Here is a 19,165-nt window from a genome sequence, read left to right as displayed (position 1 = left end):
TAAATGTATTTAAATTTATACTTTTATTTAATTCAATTTTCAGACAGGAAGCTTATATCTATGCCCAATCATCTAGCAAACTCTACCAAAAATAATAATAGTGCAAATATCACTTATTCGACTAAACCGTGGCAAGCACCTGTTAATTCTCAAATTATGGCACGCGCTGAGCAACGGGTGATCAAGCAATTGCTACAAGCATTACTATATGAAAATATTATTGAGTTTGAATCTGAAAGTGTGAACATCGCTCATGACAGTGCTGATAATGAGACGCTGCTGAATTTTATTATAAAATTAGGTAAAGCAGGTAATGATGTCTGTTATACCGCACAAGGCTATATTCATTATAGTTTTGACATCATCCGTTTAAGTGACCTAAATGTGCAGCGAGTGGTTAACGGTGTTGCCGAAGACGCCATTCTTGAGCATGTAATCAGTGATATCTTGCTCAATATTGAGGGTGCAGAACTCAAAGACAGTTTTATCAAAGAGCTGCGCCATACCTTAGTGAATGAAGCACAATCTCAAATACTGGCTTCTAATATGCCTATGCCTATTGATACGCTCACTTATGAGCAACTCGAAGGCTATTTGACGGCAGGGCATCCTTATCATCCGTGTTTTAAGTCTCGTATCGGTTTTGATTTACAAGATAACTATGACTATGGCCCAGAGTTTGATCAAAATATCGGCGTAGTGTGGTTGGCGGTCAAAAAAGAGCTACTGGTGAGCAATACCACTACTGGTATCGATATAAATGAATGGGTGAAAGATTATGTGGGTGCTAATGAATTTGATGCACTCAATGCCAAACTCACAAAAGTACTTGCAATCATAAATAAGCAAGACGAAGGTACAGCTAGTCATGAAGTAGACGAGACGGCTAATAATTATTGCCTAATACCTGCACATCCTTGGCAATGGCAAAACACCTTAATTCAAGCATTACAACCATTGATTGCCACGCAAGAAGTTGTCTACTTAGGTAGTGCGGGTCATCAGTACCGTGCTCAGCAGTCTATTCGCTCACTGACGATGCTTGGTAATGCTGATGACAATGTTAATGGTGATACTGACGTTAGTAATAATAAAGCCTACTTAAAGCTGAGTATGCACCTGATTAATACCTCAAGCACGCGTATATTGGCAAAGCATACTGTGATGAATGCGGCTGTTGTCACCACTTGGTTGAATCAACTGATTGCCGACGACAAGACTGCCAAAGCATTACCCATTGCGTTTTTGGGTGAGACCGTTGGCGTTAGTTTAGATCATGAGGCGTTACGCGCGCGCGGCTATCAGCATCCAAATATGTATGGCGGGCTGGCTGCCATTTGGCGAGAAAATGTCAGTCAGTATCTATCAAAAGGTCAAACAGCATTTCCGCTCAATGGTGTCAGTTATGTCAATGCTGATGGCTCGCATCTTATAGCCCCTTGGCTTGATAAATATGGTGTAGAGGAATGGATTACGCAGTTAATTGAGGTCGTCGTAACCCCTTTACTACATATCTTATTTGGTTATGGTGTGGCACTAGAGTGCCATGCGCAAAACATCATCTTGGTACATGAAAATGGCTATCCCATCAAGATATTATTAAAAGATTTGCATGATGGGGTTCGTTATGCACCTGAGCACTTAGCCCAACAACACTTGCGCCCAAATTTTTATAGCTTGCCACCTGCACATGCAGCCTTAAATAGAGGCTCATTCATCGAGACCGAAGATACCGATGGCATTCGAGATATGACGGTTGCTTGCTTGTTTTTTGTGGCGTTGTCAGACATTGCGATTTTTATGCAGACGCATTATAACTATGCTGAAGTGGCGTTTTGGCAACAGGTTGCTGGCTGCGTGACCGACTATCAAACCTCTCATCCAGAGCATCAAGTACGGTTCGACTTGTTTGATGTATTCGCTGAACAAACGCGCATTGAGTCATTGGCTAAGCGCCGATTATTCGGAGATAAAGCATTCCCGATTAAATACATTAATAACCCATTGTTTAAAAGTCGGGGGTAAGACGATGCATACCTTATTTCCTGTGCAAACTTCTGCGCAAAACCGCCACCTTGATGCAAATCCTGAGCCAGATATCGAGGCCATCCAATGGTCGCTGATTAGTCATTTGGTAGAGTGTTTTCTATTAGAGCAGTGGGTGGATGAGCAACTTATTCAAGTGACAACCACCGCTGAGTATTTAGAAAACCATCAGACGACTCAAGCTCAAGACGCGCATCAATTTTTAGAATCACTACCACAGCAGTATCAAGATTTTTTTGACCAAGATACCCCGTTAATGGTGATGCAGATTAATCAGAATAGACAGTTACTACTATTGGTAGAGCCTGCTTATGCGTCACCGTGGCGATTGTCTAAATCCTGTCTGCCTATCATACATAACCTTAATAACAGCTTTAATAGTAACCTTAGTAATAGTCATCATGTACATAGCGCTTGGCTAGAACTAGTAAGCTCAGCACAGCAGTTGTTAGATATCTTTTTATCAATGATGGATAGTGCCGCGTTATCTGACGTTGGTGTCTTAAAGCTAAAAGAGAGCTTAGAAGCCTCCTTTATAGCGCAGAAACAATCAGCAACTGCAAACATCACGACGACAGTATGTCAGTATCCGCATTGGCATCAAACCTTGATTGCAGCGGAGCAGTGGGCATCACTGATGGATCGTCCGTTTCATCCACTGGCAAAAGGTAAACTGGGCTTTACGGCAACAGAATACAAACGTTATATGGCAGAGTTTAATCAACCCATTAAGCTGGTATGGGTCGCCATTGCCAAAAGCCATGTCATGGTGGCAGACCATGTTCAAGACACAACAACGCAAAATCCAGCGACTTATCTTTTGGACACAACGCAGCAGCAGAGTTTGATGCGAGAGCTAAGCGATAAAGGCATTGCAGACACGCACATTGCGATGCCCGTACATCCTTGGCAAATGACTCATGTGGTTGATGACATATATGCCGACGATCTTGCCAATGGCACAGTTGTTGCGCTCAAATTTGATACGCTAATTACTTATGCCAGCTCATCCATGCGCAGTGTGTTAATTGATACGGATACGCCAAATAGCATTAAGCTACCTATAGGTGTGTACGCACTGAACTCAAAGCGCTACTTGCCAGCCCTCAAGCTGATCAATGGTGAAAAAAACCAAGCCATATTGATGCAGGCAAGAACGTTAGACCCCGATCTATCCTCGCAGCTACGGTTATGGGATGAACGTCTGTGGTGGGGTTACATGTCGCCCTCTCATTCGCATGATAAAAGCGCTATCAATCCTTACTTTTATCAAGAAAAGCCCACGCATCTAGGCGCGATGCTACGCCAACTGCCAGCAGACCTGTGTGACGATTCGATTCGACTGTTTCCTATGGCAAGCTTGGGTATGTTGGTCTACAAACAAGGTGTCAGCTATCACGTTTTTGATGGCATTGTTCAGGAGGATATTCATAGTACTACCCAGAATAGTAGCCAAAACAGTGCTCAAGACAGCTTTCAAGAAGGCGCGTCACAGAATAAAAAACTCGCTGTCATAGCGTGCTTTAAAAACCTTTGTGATGTGTTTTTGGGGACGATGCTACACTGCTTACGCCTAGGATTTGCTCCTGAGATGCACGGGCAAAATATTGTTATCGTATTAAAGGAGAATCGTTTTACCAGTCTGTTATTGCGTGACCATGATTCCGTACGCATCCATCTACCATGGCTGGCACGTCATCAAATAGCAGATCCTGAGTATTTAAGCCCGCCAGATTTTAAAAACCGTCTATATCGCGAGACGCCGAAAGCGCTGATATTTTATCTACAGTCGTTAGGACTACTAGTCAATATTCGAGCGATTATCGAGTCATTGGTTGAGCACTATCATATTAATGAAGATGCGCTGTGGCACGAGGCAATGATAAGTATCGAGGAATCCTTAGTAACTATCAATTTTGATGATGATCAACGTCAGGTACTTCGTGATGAGCTATTGAACGCTTCACATTATCCGCATAAAACATTGCTATTGCCTGTGATTGCACGTGGCTCCGATCCTCATGGCAGTATGCCAGCTGGAGAAAGTAAAACGATCAACCCATTCAAGCGTGTCAAGAACAGTGGGTAAAATTATGAAATACCATAATGAGAACATAATGAATGATATTGATATTCGCGAACTTATAGATAGTTATAAAGAGATAGGTACCTCTACCATTGGTCATCTGACGGAAGAGGGGTATTTACCAGATATTAAATCGCTGAATCCATGCACGGCTACTATAGTCGGCCGAGTGTTAACAGTGCAACTAACCTCTGACAACACGGATGTAATCAACCAAGCATTGATTCAAGCAGCGCCCAATGATGTGTTATGTATTGATGCTCGGGTATTAGGCGTCAAGGCATGTTGGGGAGCATTGCGAACTTGCGCGGCTATCTATGAAAGGCTGTCTGCGGTCATTGTTATTGGGCAGGTGACTGATTCGTTACAGATTCAGCAGCTAAGTTTTCCGGTATTTACGCAGGGTATCAGCGCTGTGACTACCTTCAAGAGTAACCAAGTACAAGGCACACTAGCACCCGATATTTGCTATCGCTTCGGTGAGCAGGCAACGACGATTCATTCAGGCGACATTGCCATTATGGATAATGACGGCGTATTTATATTGTCTGTTGATATAGCACAGCAGCTATTATCAGATTGTCAAAAGAAGCATAGAGAGGATGAGGCAAAATTTCAGCGGTTTTTTGAGGCCTATCGTAATAATGAGCTAGATAAGTTATTCAATAACTAATAAAAATATCAGAGGTTAAATAGTCAGCGATATCTAAAAACAGTACAAATAAGCGTTTACTAGCAAGGTGTAAATACATATAGAAATAAAAACGATTATCATTTACAATACTATTCACAAAGTTAGTACACACAGTATTATTAGCTAAATATTACTCATAACACTGTTTATTTATTCAACTAAGTGAAATAACCTAAGTGAAAAAATTATGAAAAGCCATCATCAAGTTGCTCTATCTGTTCTTACCCTTTGTATTAGTCAGCAATTATATGCACAAAACAATGTCAATGAAGCGAATGCCGTATTAGATGCACAGACCTCAGCGGAACTGTCTTCAAGTACTGTGTCTGACGAAACACCTAATGTGACTTTAGACACTATCAATGTCACGGCTAAAGCCAGAACGGGCACGGCACTGGCACAGAAAATTAGTGAGATGCCAGCAGTCACCCAAGTAATTACTGAAAACGAGATTCAGATGCAGGCAACGGGTGACCGTACCACTGGTGATATCTTGGCACAGTTGATACCGAGTCTGGGTGCCAGTAGTGGCTCAACTAGTAACTATGGTACGACCATGCACGGTCGCCCTGTACAGTTCTTGTTGAATGGTGTGCCTTTAAGCAGCTCACGTAGTCTTTCACGCGAGCTAAATAGTATCGATCCTGCGCAGCTTGAGCGGGTAGAGGTGCTTTCAGGTGCCACCAGTATTTACGGTGCTGGTGCAGCAGGTGGCCTAATTAACCTTGTGACCAAATCTTTGGTCGGTTATGGCCCTATCAGACAGACTAGAGTCGGTGTCAGTAGCAGTCGTAATTTTGAGTCAGACTCATTGGGTTATCATGTAGGGCAAACCTTAGGATATGGCGGCGAGCGAGTGTATGGTCGCCTAGATGTCGATTATGATAATAAAGGCGGCAAATTTGATAGTCATGGCGATCGTGTCAGCCCAGATGTGAACCAAACGGATCAACAAGATACCGAATCGCTAAGTGTGAATGGTAGCTTGGGTGTAGAGCTCACTGACAGCCAACGCCTTGATCTTGCAGTGACTTACTATAAGGATGAACAAGACACCGACTATGGTCCAGACTATGGCGATAACTTACAGGTCTTGCTAAAACCTAAGGACGCACCACCGTCTTTAAAAGCCATTGATGGTGCTAACGTAGAAAATGAGCCATATACCGAAAAAAGCTCAGTAAATTTAAGCTATAGCGATGATGACTTTGTAGGCTCAGGGTCTAGCTTAAGCTTGACAGGCTATTATAGAGATGAGAAAGGCCGTTTTTATCCTTCTGGTAAAGATTTCCCTAAACAAGCGGGCAAAGTCTGGGTAGCTAATGGTCTTACCGATAAGAGTACGCTAGAAGAATTATTGGGCGGGGCAGTCGTCGTCACTCAGTCAGAAGCTGATATCGAAGTAATGGGCCTACGTGCCGCCATGCAAACCGAAACCGAAATCGCAGGCAAAAAGACACTTTTTAGTTACGGCGCTGATTTCGAACGCGAAAACAGTGAGCAAACTTACTACGGTCAAGACTTAAATACGTTCCTTGCTAGTAATGGCTTGAGCGCCCAAACCAATGGACTTACCTATAATGGTGGTCCAGATACTACCATTGATAAATGGGGCGCTTTTGTCAATGCAGATGTAGATATAACCGACAAGTGGCATACCAGTGCTGGTGTGCGTTACCAAAAGCTGAAGTCAGAGACTGATAGATTTACGCCTATCTATGAGCAACTGCTTGAAGAGTATTTTAATAGTTCTGCTATTAGTGGAACAAGTGCAGCTTATGGCATCGACTATCAGGCAGGCGACGTAGAAAAAGGCAGCACAGACCACGACAAAACCTTGTTCAATCTCGGCACGAGCTATCAATTAACCCCAAATGATCAAATATTTGCTAATTTTTCACAAGGGTTCACCACAGCGGATATTCAGCGTGCGCTGCGTGATGTGCGTGCAGGTTTTGTAGTTAACTCAGACAACGTGCAACCTATTGCCATTAACAACTACGAGTTTGGTTGGCAGGGCAAGCATGGTGATACTGCTGCGCGACTGAGCGGTTTTTATAACGAATCAGACAAAGTAGTACGTTTTACTGATAGCTATACCGTAGAAGTCGTCGATACTGATGAGCGTGTCTATGGGGTAGAAGGGTCGCTTAGTCATGACATTAGTGATAAATGGCAAGTAGGCGGTAGTGTGGCGTACACTCGTGGTCAGTATGACAAAGATGGTGATTGGCTAGAGCTGGATGCAGTACGTCTAACACCGCTAAAAGGTACGGCATTTGCTCAGTATAACTTCGATGAAGGCAGCAATATTCGTCTGCAAGCATTGGCAATCGGCGGTGATGATAAAGCCTTTAAAGACCAACAACGAGACCCTGATTCTAGTGCATTGCCAGTTACGGGTTATATGACCCTTGATGTATTAGGTCAAGTAAAAATGCCAGTTGGCCGAGTAGATTATGGCGTTTATAATTTGCTTAATAAAGACTATCTAACGGTCTATCATCAAACTACGTATGGCGATCTGAACCGTTTACCTGCATCAGGCACGACTTATGGCCTAAGCTATACTGTCGATTACTAAAAACAGAACGTATTAAAAACCCTTCATGCTAATTTTCATAGTATGAAGGGTTTTTTAATGTTGATAACTCAAATCATTCATTCGATCCAAAGTATTTGCTAGCGTTTCCAACTTTACGCTTGATCAGGTGCAAAAAATTTTCGTTTAGTGTTTTATGGTTGACTTATAGTGTATCAATGCTAATCTTACCCTTCTTTGGGGAGTAGCCTGCTTTCGTACTGCGAAAGCGTTCGTATCAACATACTTGGCCACATGCCATGGTACGAACACCTCTCGGTTGGCGAGACCATCGATATATCTACACTGCAGGTCGAGGGTGTGGCTATGTCGTGGACTCTATACTCGACCAGAGAAAATTACATGAACCCTATCGCTCTTCTCTTACTTGCTCTTTCTATGTCTACTGATGCCTTTTCTGTGGCAATTAGTAAAGGCGCAACTCTTAAAAACCCTCGTTTTACCGAAGCTCTAAGAATGGGGGTTATCTTTGGCACTATTGAATCTATCACCCCTGTTATTGGTTGGTTTATTGGTCATTCTGCCACCTCTTTTGTAGATGCAGCTTTCATTGAAGCATGGGATCACTGGGTCGCTTTTGTCATACTTTGTGCTCTCGGTCTGCACACGTTGCATGAGGGTTTGAAGCCAAATGATGAAAAAGCAGAAACGCTGACGAGACATTCTTTTTTCAAACTCGTTTTGACCGCATTCGGCACCAGTATTGATGCGATGGCTGTCGGTGTTAGTCTCGCGTTTATAGAGGTCAATCTTTTACTGGCGGCAGGTCTGATTGGCTTGGCTACGACGGTGATGGTCACGCTGGGAGTAATGCTAGGGAAAGTGTTGGGCTCACTAATTGGTCACAAAGCTGAAGTGTTTGGTGGTTTTATGCTCATTGCCATCGGTGCATGGATTTTATCCAGCCATCTTCAATGATAGTGTGAGGCTTGAGGCATACTTCGGACAGGTAGTTATGACAAACTACAAGTTAAGCTAATGGTCTATCTAGCTCAAACTGGTACGATAAGATAATATATGACAGATTGTCAAAAGACGTTATTAGTATAAAGAGTTATAAACTAGCTTCCTAATAAAGACGAAGCCCATCTACTCATGTAGATGGGCTTTATTATGGATGAAATTCGACTGCCGAGTAACGCTGACTTGGTATTTGACTCTGTTCATAGACCTCTATAGAAAATAATATTATTTCTAGATGAACGTATAAGGGTCATCAAATTTAGAGCCATATTTAATCAAATGATTTGTTATCTATTGTTAAGTATGGGCTGATGCTATGTATAATGCAGCACTAGCATAGTTTCCATCCATACATCCTTAATAAGAAGATTTTATTATGTCAAAAAAGCGTCCTTTATATATCCCCGTTGCTGGTCCTGCTCTTTTAGAGACACCTTTATTGAATAAAGGTAGTGCTTTTTCATCAGAAGAACGTAGTAGCTTTAATTTAACTGGATTATTACCTCATAATATTGAAACGATTGAGGAGCAATCATTACGTGCTTATCATCAATTGAGCTCATTTACTGACGCTATGGATAAGCATATTTATCTGCGTAATATACAAGATACCAATGAGACCTTGTTCTATCATTTAATTGAGCAGCATATTGAGGAAGTCATGCCGCTCATTTATACCCCAACAGTTGGTCAAGCGTGTGAAAAATTCTCGCAAATTTATCGTCGTAAACGGGGTTTGTTTATCTCATATCCTGAGCGTCATAAAATCGATGATATGCTACAGAATGCGACCAAACAAAATGTCAAAGTGATCGTTGTTACTGACGGTGAACGTATATTGGGCCTAGGAGATCAGGGCATTGGGGGTATGGGCATTCCAATCGGTAAGTTGTCTTTATACACGGCTTGTGGTGGTATTAGCCCAGCTTACTGTCTACCTATTTTGCTAGATGTCGGTACCAATAACCAACAGTTGCTTGACGATCCTATGTATATGGGTTGGAGAAATCCGCGCATTTCTGGCGATGAATATAATGAATTTGTGGACTTATTTATTCAAGCCGTTAAGCGCCGTTGGCCAGAAGTGTTATTGCAATTTGAAGATTTTGCTCAGGAAAACGCGACCCCGTTATTGAATAAATATCGTGATCAGCTATGCTGCTTTAATGATGATATTCAAGGGACTGCTGCGGTATCGGTTGGTACTTTGATTGCAGCGTGTCTAAATAAAGGTCAAAAACTTAGCCAACAGAATATCGCATTTTTAGGCGCAGGATCTGCTGGTTGTGGTATTGCTGAGCATATTATTCGCCAGATGCAGCGTGAAGGATTGACTGAAGAGCAAGCTCGTAGTCAAGTATTCATGGTTGATCGCTATGGTTTATTGACAGATGGCATGACAGAGCTGCAAAAATTCCAAGCACCATTAGTACAAAAGGAATCCGCTATTGCACACTGGGATAAAAGTCAAAAACTAGGTTTGTTGCAAGTAGTTAAACAAGCCAAAGTAACCGTGTTGTTTGGTGTCAGTGGGCAAAAAGGTCTGTTCACCCAAGAGGTGATCGAATCCTTGTGTGTTAATACTGAAAACCCAATTGTACTACCGCTATCGAACCCAACGTCTCGTGTTGAGGCAACGCCGCAAGAAGTGACAAACTGGAGTCGTGGTAAGGCAATTATTGCAACTGGCAGTCCTTTTCCTCATACTACTTTTAACGGTCAGTCTTTTGAGGTTTCTCAGTGTAATAACAGCTATATATTTCCCGGTATTGGTCTAGGGGTTTTAGCAGCACGGGCAACGGGTATCAGCGATAATATGCTAATGGCGGCAAGTCAAGCCTTGGCAGATATATCAATGGAATACGAAAAAGCACCTGGTGCCATACTACCACCAATCAAAGTTATTAGAGAGATCAGTGAAAAAATAGCGTATGCAGTGGCATTGCAAGCAGCTCAAGATAAGCTAGCACTACCTATCACATCGGAGAACTTACAACGCCGATTAAAAGCGAATTTTTGGTTACCTGAATATCGTGACTATCGCCGTACTTCTTTCTAGTTCCATAAAAGAGATATAACAAAGCCTAATGCCGCGATTAAAAGTAGCATTAGGTTTCTTTGTCTGAGTCATCAGATAATAAGTATAACTATGCTATAAGAGATGCGAGAAAATTAGAAGTATACTAACAGTATACTAACAGTATACTGGCAGCTTATAAGTATAGAGATTAAATAACCCAACCAAAGCCATCAAGCAAAAAAAACCCTTACAAGCCAATGCTTGTAAGGGTTTGAATTTGGTGGGCCCAGTAGGACTTGAACCTACGACCAAAGGATTATGAGTCCTCTGCTCTAACCAACTGAGCTATGGGCCCTAACGTTAGACGCACAATGATACCTGATTTTTTTAATTTTTCAAGTAAAAGATAGGCAGTAATCAAGATATTTTTTATTGAGCCATATTTCCGTATTACAGGTGACCGCCAGCTATGGTCAGGCTACGGCCTCCATCCACGGTGATGATCTCTCCTGTGACATAATTTGCCTGCACAAGATACAGTACGCTATTAGCAATCTCATCAGGTTGGCCTATTCGCCGCATAGGGATCGCATTAATGATACTTTGTTGTTGCTCGTTATCAATAGCTTGATCGCTATTAGCATCAGGAAGAATATTGACCCCTGGTGCGACACCATTTACACGTACATCTGGTGCCATCTCTAGCGCTAGCGATTGTACCATCATTCGATGCGCAGCCTTTGCCATGTTATAGACAGTATAGTTATTAAACGGTCTATCATGCGCGTGTATGTCCAATAAGCTGACAATACAGCCTTGTTGTTGCTTAAGGTAGGGCAGTAGGGCTTGGCTTAATAGTAGAGGGGCTTTGGCATTGGTCAAAAGCAACTCATCCCACTGTGCATGATTGATACTACCGAGTGGGCTAGGATAAAACCGTGAGGCATTATGCACCAGTACATCAAGCTGTCCAAACGCCTCTATAATACTTCCAACAAAGCTGTTTAAAGCCTTCCCATCGTTGACTATCGTTAAGTCAGCAACGATAACTTTTGCACTATTAGCACGGATGTCGTTCAGATGGTCAGCTAAGTCATTAGCATCTCGTTCACTACGGTAGCAATGAATGATAACGCGGTAACCTTGCCTATGAGCCGCTTTAACAATAGCCGCCCCAATGCGCCTAGCACTACCTGTGACAAGCATCACTGGCGCTTGGCTACTTATATTTTCTGCTTGATAGGTGTTAAGTTCTTGGTTCATAGCAATACTACTTTTTTCTCTAAGGTGCTTGTCTATATCATTGTTGCGCTTGTAAGTGTTCAATCCTACTTTGGCGTAAGGCTGCACCTATAGCGGGGCCTTTAAGGTCTGGCGCAATATCAGTCATGCCGATGGCGTGAAAGCTATTTAGCGCTAGCATCATTTGACGATGCTGTATTGCTAGCTGTAACACATGACTACATACTAGCAGTTGAGAGAGCTTGTCAGGCTCTTTATGCGCACCGCAGGCTTGGATTAGATCGATTTTTTCAGCTGCATTTAGACTGTTTATTGTGCTTAGTTTGTCAGCTTGCTGAGCGAATAAAATCGCGAACTGAGTATGTGTTTTTGGGACTTTGGCTTTATTACCGATAGCGTTAATATTTTTTATAGCGGTTGATACGTTAGACGTAGACTCAGAGTTTTCGCTATTAAACAATGATGAGGTCAAGCTAGTCATTAGTAGTGCCCAGCGCTGCGATAAATTTAAATGTATCTGTCCCGCAAAGTATAATGCTGTCTGCACTGTTTCCCTTATTTGAGCATCATCCCAAACATGATGCAAAGGCGCGAAATACTCTGTGAGTGCACCAATTTCAAACAGTTTTTGCCAATAGACTTGCGGTGATAACTGCATAGTTGCACGGCTTGACTCTTGCCAGATACGCTCGGCACTTAAATGAGCCAGCTCTCCTGTATCGACCAATTGACGCATCAGCGTTAAAGTGTCATCCGCGATGGTGAACCCCAGATCGTAGTAACGGCTATAGAAACGCACTGTGCGAAGTACACGTAATGGGTCTTCATTAAAAGCACTGGACACATGACGCAATGTCTTGCTTTCTAAGTCTTGTAGGCCGCCATAGTAGTCGATGACTTGTCCATTAATCGGAGTATCATCGGTTAAGCTGGTAACTTCAATTGCCATCGCGTTGATGGTTAAATCACGACGGCGCAAATCATCCTCTAGACTAACATCAGGACTGGCATGTACGCTAAAACCTTTGTAGCCTGATCCTTGCTTGCGCTCTGTACGTGCCAATGCATACTCTTCATGACTGGTCGGATGCAAAAACACAGGAAAGTCAGCGCCCACTTGTTGAAACCCTGCATCAATCATCTCTGCCACAGTAGCGCCAACGACGACAAAGTCCTTGTCCTTGATAGGACGCTTAAGTAGTCGATCGCGCACAGCACCGCCCACAAGGTAAATCTGCATAGAAGCCTCTTGTTATTATCGAGCTTTATATTGCTAGCTCAATTTTTATGAATCAAAAAAACAGCCAATGCTTTATAAGTTGCATTGACTGGTTTTAGTATAGCAGAAGGGCTCTGTCAATGGATGACAGAGCCCTTCTTAATATAGTCAATCCTCTATAAATTGCGTACGGTGTCAGTCTCGCTCAGTCTACTATTTTTAGTACTTTCACTCGGCTTTCTTGTATCCAAATTATATTGAACCGTCTATAGTGCATTCATACTGTGTATGACTATTTTTCGTTTTCTAGGTCTTGTGCTTCAGTAACGGTCAATGCAGTCATGTTGACGATACCACGTGCTGTCGCTGATGGCGTCAAAATGTGGACTGGCTTATTGGTACCCAATAGGATAGGGCCAATAGAAGCACTGCCAGTCGCTGTTTTAAGCAGGTTAAAAGCGATGTTTGAGGCATCAAGGGTTGGCAAGATAAGCAAGTTCGCTGCACCTTTTAACGGGCTTGATGGCATATCGTTTAGACGAATATGTTCGTTAAGCGCGGCATCACCTTGCATTTCGCCTTCAAATTCAAAGTCGACATTCATATTGGTCAATAGTTCATGAACCTTACGCATTTTGACAGCGCTAGCACGATCTGAAGCACCGAAGTTAGAATGAGACACTAGCGCGACGCGTGGCGTGATACCAAAGCGACGTAATTGATCCGTTGCCAAGACAGTCATTTCAGCCAATTGTTCGGCGGTTGGGTCTTCATGGACATAGGTATCGGCGATAAAGATATTACGATCTTGCATGAGTACCGCATTCATCGCATAGAAATCATTCATACCTTGTTTTTTACCAATGACGCTTTCGACATATTTCAGATGTAATTGGTAATGGCCAAATGTACCACATACCATGCCATCTGCTGCACCATTTTCAACCAGCAAAGAACCAATCAAAGTTGTCTTACGGCGAACATCACGACGAGCAAGCTCGATGCTTACACCGCGGCGTTTGTTCTTCTCGTAGTAGCCCTGCCAGTAGTCTTTGTAGCGAGGATCGTCATCAACGTTGACGATGGTTATATTCTCGCCAGCTTTTAGACGTAGGCCTAGCTTTTTAATATTGGCTTCGATAACTGAAGGACGACCAACCAAAATAGGTTGCGCTAGCTTCTCATCAACGACGACTTGCACAGCAAGCAAGATGTTGTTGTCTTCACCTTCACAGTACACAATACGTTTTGGATCGGCTTTAGCACGAGCAAAGATTGGCTTCATCACAAACGCTGAGTTATAAACAAACTCAGACAGACGTTGACGATAGGCTTGCATGTCATCGATCGGTAGCGTGGCAACGCCTGAATCCATCGCTGCTTTGGCCACAGCAGATGCGATTTCAATGATTAGGTTTGGCTCTAGAGGGCCTGGAATCAAGTAATCACGACCAAAGCTCTGCATTTTTTCTATGTTTCTAGCGCTAGTAGTTGGAGTGGCTTCAACGTGTGCCATCGCAGCGATTGCTTTTACGCAGGCGACTTTCATCTCTTCGTTAACAGTGGTCGCACCAACATCCAATGCACCGCGGAAGATATACGGGAAACATAGTGCGTTGTTTACTTGGTTTGGATAGTCTGAACGACCAGTTGCCATGATGACGTCTGGACGTACCGCGTGTGCCAATTCTGGCATGATTTCAGGTGTTGGGTTGGCAAGTGCAAAGACGATAGGGTCTTTTGCCATACGGCGAACCATATCTTCTGATAGTGTACCTGGCATTGATAAGCCTAGGAACATATCGACATCGTCCATGACTTCTTCGATAGCAGTAGCCGTAATATCACGAGCATAACGCTGTTTGGTTTCATCAAGGTTTTCACGGCTAGTACTGATGATACCGCGTGAGTCTGAAACAATGATGTTGTTCTTATTAACACCAAGCGCGCAAATGATATCTAGGCAAGAAATGGCTGCTGCGCCTGCGCCTGAACAAACAATTTTAATCTCTTCAATTTTTTTGCCAGTAATCAACAAAGCATTTAGCATAGCTGCGGCGACGATGATTGACGTACCATGTTGATCATCATGGAACACAGGAATGTTCATGCGCTCACGTAGTACGCGCTCAATTTTGAAACATTCTGGTGCTTTGATGTCTTCTAGGTTGATACCACCAAAGGTAGGCTCAAGAGAGGCAACCGCTTCAATAAACTTATCTGGATCATTTTGAGCAATTTCAATATCAAAAACGTCGATACCTGCGAACTTCTTAAATAGAACGCCTTTACCTTCCATAACTGGCTTCGATGCCAATGGACCGATATTACCCAGACCCAATACAGCAGTACCGTTAGTGATAACACCAACTAGGTTGTTACGTGCCGTGTATTTAGAAGCAAGTTTTGGATCTCTTTGGATCTCAAGACAAGGTACAGCAACGCCTGGAGAGTAGGCGAGTGCTAAATCACGTTGGTTGGCTAGCTGCTTAGTAGGGGTTACCGAAATTTTACCTGGGCGTGGAAACTCATGGTAATGTAAGGCAGCTTGTTCAAACTGCTCTTTTTCTGTACTGAGGTTATCCGTATTCGAAGTGGTATCGTCATTCATAATAATTGCCATGGTTGGAATAAATTGGAATAAATTAAATGGTGATAAAAAACAACGTCCAACCCTCCAAAAATCATTGAATGATAATAATTGAAAAGTATAAAGACGTTAAACGACTCACGACCATCAGAATCATGGTCGACGATCAAAGATCAGGTCAAAAAAGCAAACTAGCTAAAATATTCATTCTAGCATTATTGCCAATTCACTGCCTAGTCAACAACGGTGAATTGTGCGAATAATATAATAAAATGATATTCGTTATTTATCTCGTTGATAATGCCAAAAAATGTGTCTAGATATCAACCTTAATTTCATAATATTTCAAAATATTACAGAATTGAAAAGTGTTAAGGCGAGCAACTACTAAGAAGAGCAGCTACTAAGACGAACAACTAATAGGCATCTGCGGTGTATCAGGCGCAGGCGCACTGCTATCTAAATCACTAGCAATATCTTGCACACTGTAAGGATTGGTCAGTAAACGGAATACCCGATCAACCTCTTCAAACTGACCTTGCTCTGCGGCAGTAATTGCACGCTGCGCCATGCTATTACGAAGGACATAAACAGGATTGTTGGTCTGCATGTCGTTAACTACCTGCTCAAGTGGCAGCTGCTTGATCTGTGCCAGATAACGTGTTGACCAGTCTTGCCATACTTGCTGCGCATCAGCGCTTAATTCAGTGGTCATGGTAGTCAGTAGCTTTTGCTCATAAGGATGATCTGCTGGTGCGACCAAACCGAGTAGGGCGCGGAAGCTATTGGTGTAGTCAAGCAAGTTGTCTTCTAATAGTGTCAACCATTCAAAGGCCAAGCTGAGACTTTCTCTTTGATGCGGTAAGCCAAGCTTGCGGCACAGACCTTGCTGATAGTGCTGCATAAAGGTTGCTTCATAAGGTGCTAAGCAGTCAGATAGGGTCTCACGGGTAACGCCTTCTAAACGCATAAAGTGTGGCAGCCAAACATTTAGATTCCAATGCCCAATAGCAGGCTGATTCTGATAAGCATAGCGACCCGTATGATCAGAATGATTATTAATCCATGCAGGATTGAAGCGTTCCATAAAGCCAAACGGCCCGAAGTCCAAAGTACTGCCTGTAATAGATAAGTTATCTGTATTCATCACACCGTGAGCAAAGCCAATCAATTGCCAATCAGCAATCATACGAGCCGTACGCTCAACCACTGCGGTCAAGAAAGCTAAGACAGGCGTTTCGCTATCGCGGCACTCTGGATAATAAGTGTCAATCATATAGTTAGTGAACTCACCTAGTACATCAGGGGCAAAGCTGGCAATCCATTCGACATGACCTAAACGAATATGACTGTCTGCCACACGCATCAACGCTGCACCTGCTTCGATACGCTCACGGCGTACTCTCGTATCAGATACCACAAACCCCAATGCGCTAGATGAGGGGATGCCAAGCTGGGTCAATGCATGACCGCATAGATACTCGCGAATGGTACTACGTAAGACTGCGCGCCCATCACCCATGCGTGAGTAGGGCGTCAAACCAACACCTTTGAGATGCAAGTCTTGTGGCTGTCCATCATTATCGAGTACCTGCGCCATGAGTAAACCGCGTCCGTCACCCAATTGCCCAGCCCATTGTCCAAACTGGTGACCAGCATAGGCCATTGATAGTGGTTTAAAATCAGCTGGCACGTATTGACCGCCCAATATCTCAACCCAATTGGTCATAAGATCCTCGTCGCTTGCCCAACCTAACTGCTGTGCAACTTGAGTATTGAAGTGACCAGCACGAGGATTGTCTAGTGGCGTCGGTGGCTGCTCATGATAAAGGCGCGTGTCTAGGTTGACGTAAGTGTTTTGATAACGCATACAGGCCGTTTCCATTAAAATATAAAAGTGAGAATGTCACTATAGCATAGCTCTCATATGGCATCGTTGCACTCTGTCCGTCTCTTGTAATATCTAACCAAAAAATGAATTCCTCTGTCTTTAATTGACTGAATGTGATGAGCGAGATTGTTATTGTTTGTAGGTTGAATCTGGCAATAGCTCAGTCAAGGTATTTGACCATTTATTATGATAATAAGGTCATTAGAAGTAGCTGTAGTGACATAAGCGATAAAGTATAAGCAAAAAAATCCCCCTATCTAGGACGGATAGGGGGATGGAGAAGCTTCAAAATTATAAAACAAATCAGAGGTTAATTAAGCCGCTTTTTCATTTGCGCCAATAGAGCGGAAGGCGGTTTTTAAATTGCTGTTATGCTCAAGGATTTTCTGTTCAATTTTGGCATAATCATGCTTTAACTTATCATCAACTTCATGCAAACGATCAGCAAACTCTGTCTTCTTAAGCTCGATAGTTTTTGCTTTTAGCGCTTGCCATTCTTCAACAGTCTGCGTAAAGGCATCATATTCAAACTTAATACGGTCTTGGAAACTCTTCATCGCATGAGGAAGATCAATGCCGCTTACTGCTGCTGTATCGATTTGCTGCTGAGCTTTCTTAAACTGCATTTGTACTTCTGCATGTTTGATAGTCGTATCATCAACAGTACGTAGCTCAGAGGTCAAACCAAGTTTTGATAAACCAGCGATTAACCATTTGGTTGGGTCATATTGCCACCATTTCACACCATTACGATAGTCGTATTGGAAGAAGTGATGATAGTTATGATAACCCTCACCCCACGTAAAGATAGCCAAGAAGAAGTTATCACGAGCACTGTTAGTATCCGTATAAGGACGTGTACCAAACATGTGGCAGAACGAGTTGATAAAGAACGTAAAATGATGCGTCAATACCAAACGTAGTAGGCCTGCAATAACCAACGTACCCCAAACATCACCAAGCAACCAACCGATAGCGGCAACCATACCGACGTTCATGGCAACTACCCATAGACCGTAGTATTTATGCTGAATCTGTAAGACTCTATCTTTAGTCAAATCAGGAATGTTTTTGTAGTCGAACTTGCCGCTAGGGTAGTTACGTAGCATCCAGCCAATATGACTGAACCAGAATCCACGCTGTGCTGAATACGGATCATCCAAACGATCATCTACATGACGATGGTGAGTACGGTGACCAGAAACCCAATCAAACGCAGAACCCTGTACCGCTAGGGTAGAACCAAGCAATAAAAAGTTTCTAACAATTGGATGCGCTTTATAAGCACGATGCGCCATTAGACGATGGTAACCTGCCGTAATACTGATACCAGTCCATACCATAAAGGCACCAAATACACCCCAAACAGGTGCGCTCACTTGATGAGTGAACAAGTACCATGGCGTAATGATAGCAGCAGCAATCGGCGTCGCTACCAAGATAGTCGCCGGAATCCAGTTGATCGGTGCTTTGGTAAATTCAAACTCGCGCATATCAATGCTTTGCTCTTGCGCAGAAAGATCCGCTTGCTCAGAAGCTTTAGCATAATTGCGTTTGGCAACAGGCTGCTCATCAAGCGCCATCTGCGCTTTTTTCTCATCAAAACGAGTTTTAAAACGCGTTACTTGAGTGCTGGCAGTCTTTACAAGCGTGTCACCAGATTTGATAGCGAAACGTAAGCCTTTAAGCGGTAAGCCAAGTGCTTTTTTTGCAATCATATAATATCCCTAACGGTATTAATTTAAGCCACCATAGTACCTTAAAAAGCGTGTAAAGTGAACACTTATACACTATAAAAATATTGCTAAATAA

At 42.9% G+C, this 19,165-nt stretch carries 11 protein-coding genes, 1 tRNA gene and 1 riboswitch; of the genes, 6 read left to right on the top strand and 6 right to left on the bottom strand.

All coding sequences use genetic code 11. From position 1 onward, the window contains the following. Positions 1-60: 60 nt before the first annotated feature. The 6 genes from DXK30_RS01540 (at position 61) to DXK30_RS01515 (ending at position 10,450) form a co-directional block, all read left to right on the top strand. Entirely contained in the window at positions 61-2,025 is a 1,965-nt protein-coding gene (locus tag DXK30_RS01540; protein WP_114700158.1) for an IucA/IucC family protein, read from the top strand. A 4-nt stretch (positions 2,026-2,029) separates the two neighbouring features. Continuing rightward, the gene (locus DXK30_RS01535; protein ID WP_162799502.1) at positions 2,030-4,135 is read left to right on the top strand and encodes an IucA/IucC family protein; all 2,106 of its coding nucleotides are present in this window, start codon (positions 2,030-2,032) and stop codon (positions 4,133-4,135) included. 28 nt (positions 4,136-4,163) lie between these two features. After that, positions 4,164-4,805, top strand: coding sequence for an RraA family protein (locus tag DXK30_RS01530; protein WP_162799501.1), 642 nt, complete (start codon positions 4,164-4,166; stop codon positions 4,803-4,805). Positions 4,806-5,013: 208 nt separating this feature from the next. After that, positions 5,014-7,410, top strand: coding sequence for a TonB-dependent receptor (locus DXK30_RS01525; RefSeq protein WP_114700155.1), 2,397 nt, complete (start codon positions 5,014-5,016; stop codon positions 7,408-7,410). Between the two features lie 185 nt (positions 7,411-7,595). Further along, a riboswitch (yybP-ykoY riboswitch) is annotated at positions 7,596-7,763 on the top strand. A 7-nt stretch (positions 7,764-7,770) separates the two neighbouring features. Next, complete coding sequence (locus DXK30_RS01520; RefSeq protein WP_114700154.1) at positions 7,771-8,346, top strand: manganese efflux pump MntP; 576 nt, start codon at positions 7,771-7,773, stop codon at positions 8,344-8,346. Positions 8,347-8,767: 421 nt separating this feature from the next. Next, on the top strand, positions 8,768-10,450 hold the full coding sequence (locus DXK30_RS01515) for an NAD-dependent malic enzyme (protein ID WP_114700153.1): 1,683 nt from the start codon (positions 8,768-8,770) through the stop codon (positions 10,448-10,450). Between the two features lie 239 nt (positions 10,451-10,689). Here the strand turns inward: DXK30_RS01515 and DXK30_RS01510 are convergent. The 6 genes from DXK30_RS01510 to DXK30_RS01485 form a co-directional block, all read right to left on the bottom strand. Beyond that, positions 10,690-10,766: transfer RNA gene (locus DXK30_RS01510), tRNA-Ile, on the bottom strand. A 95-nt stretch (positions 10,767-10,861) separates the two neighbouring features. Further along, a complete protein-coding gene (locus DXK30_RS01505) occupies positions 10,862-11,674 on the bottom strand; it encodes a pteridine reductase (RefSeq protein ID WP_114700152.1) in 813 nt (270 codons plus the stop codon). Positions 11,675-11,711: 37 nt separating this feature from the next. After that, entirely contained in the window at positions 11,712-12,893 is a 1,182-nt protein-coding gene (locus tag DXK30_RS01500) for a tRNA nucleotidyltransferase (protein ID WP_114700151.1), read from the bottom strand. A gap of 271 nt (positions 12,894-13,164) precedes the next feature. Beyond that, entirely contained in the window at positions 13,165-15,483 is a 2,319-nt protein-coding gene (locus DXK30_RS01495) for an NADP-dependent malic enzyme (RefSeq protein ID WP_114700150.1), read from the bottom strand. Between the two features lie 382 nt (positions 15,484-15,865). Further along, positions 15,866-17,332, bottom strand: coding sequence for a protein adenylyltransferase SelO (locus DXK30_RS01490; protein ID WP_114700149.1), 1,467 nt, complete (start codon positions 17,330-17,332; stop codon positions 15,866-15,868). A gap of 335 nt (positions 17,333-17,667) precedes the next feature. Continuing rightward, positions 17,668-18,846: an acyl-CoA desaturase gene (locus DXK30_RS01485; protein WP_191115423.1), complete on the bottom strand. Its 1,179-nt coding sequence runs from the start codon at positions 18,844-18,846 to the stop codon at positions 17,668-17,670. Positions 18,847-19,165 lie beyond the last annotated feature (319 nt).

It is taken from the genome of Psychrobacter proteolyticus (assembly GCF_003350005.1).
In the GTDB taxonomy this organism is placed as follows: domain Bacteria; phylum Pseudomonadota; class Gammaproteobacteria; order Pseudomonadales; family Moraxellaceae; genus Psychrobacter; species Psychrobacter proteolyticus.
Note: the sequence above shows the minus strand (reverse complement) of the source record. Positions and strands in the feature narration are given on the sequence as shown.